The organism is Stenotrophomonas sp. 2YAF22 (assembly GCF_052114665.1).
Classification (GTDB): domain Bacteria; phylum Pseudomonadota; class Gammaproteobacteria; order Xanthomonadales; family Xanthomonadaceae; genus Stenotrophomonas; species Stenotrophomonas indicatrix.
In genome coordinates this window covers 1-2,122 of sequence record NZ_JBFRFE010000689.1, presented here as the reverse complement: position 1 = coordinate 2,122, position 2,122 = coordinate 1, and the positions used below count along the sequence as shown (strand labels likewise).

The 2,122-nt window shown below is 66.3% G+C and carries 2 protein-coding genes and 1 pseudogene; 2 read left to right on the top strand and 1 reads right to left on the bottom strand.

Annotated elements, in window-relative coordinates; all coding sequences use genetic code 11:
* Positions 1 to 329: pseudogene (locus AB4Y84_RS19970) on the bottom strand (hypothetical protein); the annotation flags it as partial.
* An 84-nt stretch (positions 330 to 413) separates the two neighbouring features.
* Here AB4Y84_RS19970 and AB4Y84_RS19965 point away from each other — a divergent pair.
* Together AB4Y84_RS19965 and AB4Y84_RS19960 are read left to right on the top strand one after the other, a co-directional pair.
* Positions 414 to 1,097 carry a DUF502 domain-containing protein gene (locus tag AB4Y84_RS19965; protein ID WP_100553172.1) on the top strand — a complete coding sequence of 228 codons (684 nt, stop codon included), beginning with the start codon at positions 414 to 416 and terminating at the stop codon, positions 1,095 to 1,097.
* Positions 1,094 to 1,879 (top strand): queuosine precursor transporter, encoded by a 786-nt coding sequence (locus tag AB4Y84_RS19960; protein ID WP_223496057.1) that lies wholly within the window; start codon positions 1,094 to 1,096, stop codon positions 1,877 to 1,879. Before AB4Y84_RS19965 ends, AB4Y84_RS19960 begins: the two co-directional genes overlap by 4 nt.
* Positions 1,880 to 2,122: the final 243 nt, after the last annotated feature.

Sequence of the window (2,122 nt, the reverse complement as noted above, 5' to 3'; positions counted from 1 at the left end):
GGCCCGACGGCACAACGACCTGCCCCATCCAGCTTCAACGGTGCGTGCGCGGCCGCCAGCAACGACGTGTGCGACGCCTGCGACGGCGAGGCCTGCCAGCGCCGCAGATCTTCGGCCAACGCCGCCTCACGCTGGGCCTGGTCCAGCCCATCGAAGGGCAGCGTCCACAGCAGGGCGAAGCCGTTGCGACCTTCGTTGGGTTGCACGGCCTCAAGCAGACGCCCGTCTTCCCGCTGGGCGGCCGACAACGGCCAGTACCTCGACAGCAGCCATGCCGCGACGGCCATCACCAGCAGACCCAGCATTGCCCAGCTCAACCACCGCAGCATCCTCAACACGGTATCCTTTCCCTGTATGGCCTGCACCGCCAACGGACAGCGTAAACGAGCGGCCGCGACCGCTACAATGCGCGCATGTCGCTCGAAGCCCCCGCCCTGGTTCCCCGCCCCTCCCTGCAGCGCCTGTTCCTGACCGGCCTGCTGACCCTGTTGCCGATCTGGCTGACCTGGGTGGTGGTCAAATTCGTGTTCGTGCTGCTGTCGGGCATCTCCAGCCCGCTGGTCGTGCCGCTGTCCGAACAGATCGCGACCAACTTTCCGCATTATCTCGGCTGGGTCCGCGCCGAATGGATCCAGAACACTATCGCCCTGCTGGCCACCCTGCTGGTGATCCTGGCGGTGGGCGTGGCCAGCCGCCGCGTGGTCGGCCAGCGCCTGCTGCGCTGGGTCGGCGCGGTCATCAAGCGCATTCCGCTGGCCAGCATCATCTATGACAGCGCCAAGAAGCTGCTGGACATGCTGCAGACCGAGCCGGGCAGCACACAGCGCGTGGTGCTGATCGATTTCCCGCACCGCGACATGAAATCGGTCGGCCTGGTCACCCGGGTCATCAAGGAACAGGGCACCGACCGCGAACTGGCGGCCGTCTATGTGCCGACCACGCCGAACCCGACCTCGGGCTATCTGGAAATCGTGCCCGTCGAACTGCTCACCCCGACCGACTGGACGGTGGACCAGGCGATGAGCTTCATCATTTCCGGCGGTGCAGTGGCGCCCTCCAGCGTTCCGTTCACCCGCGCTGGCGATCGTTCCGAATGAGCGAGGCGTCGCACGCGCGCCCGCTGCAGGACCGCGCGGTCCTGCTGTTCATCGTGTTGGCCGCGTTCTTCTGTGGCAACGCAGTACTGGCCGAACTGATCGGGGTGAAGATCTTCGCCCTGGAAGACACCCTCGGCATCGATCCGCTGAACTGGAACCTGTTCGGCCAGACCGGTTCGTTGAGCTTCACCGCCGGCACGCTGCTGTGGCCGGTGGTGTTCATCATGACCGACACCATCAACGAATTCTTCGGCAAGCGCGGGGTGCGTTTCATCTCGTGGCTGGCGGTGGTGCTGATCGCCTACGGTTTCCTGTTCGCCTTCGCTGCGATCTCGCTGGCACCGGCCAGCTGGTGGGTGACCTCGATGGATGCCCACGGCGTGCCCGATTACCAGGCCGCGTTCGCGGCGGTGTTCGGACAGGGCATGTGGACCATCGCCGGCTCGCTGGTGGCGTTCCTGTTCGGCCAGTTGATCGACGTGGCGGTGTTCCATCGCATCCGCCAAGCAACCGGCGAGCGCCATGTATGGCTGCGTGCCACCGGTTCCACTGCGGTCTCGCAGCTGGTGGACAGCTTTGTGGTGATCTGGATCGCCTTCGTGCTCGGCCCGCAGCACTGGCCGACATCGCTGTTCCTGGCGGTCAGCAGTGTCAATTATGTCTACAAGATGGGCTTCGCGATCGCCCTGATTCCGTTGCTGTACCTGATGCGCCGCGCAATCACCCGCTATCTGGGCGAGCAGCGCGCCGTCGACCTGCGCGCTGCGGCCGCGGCTGACTGAAGCCCCAGCGGCGCGCAAGCTGACTGCGCCCTCACGCTGGCCGTACGCGCGCGGATCGTGCAAGCTCCACGGTCTGTGTTCCACGGAAGCTTCTTGATGCCGTATTCCCCCCGCGTCCTGGCCGCTGCCATCGCCGCGTTGTTCCTGTTCAGCGCCGTTCCGCCGGCCGAAGCAGCGAAGAAGAAGGGCAGCCGCCCCGCCGCCGCGCAGACCCGCCAGGCTGCCAAGCCGAAGGCCCGCGCC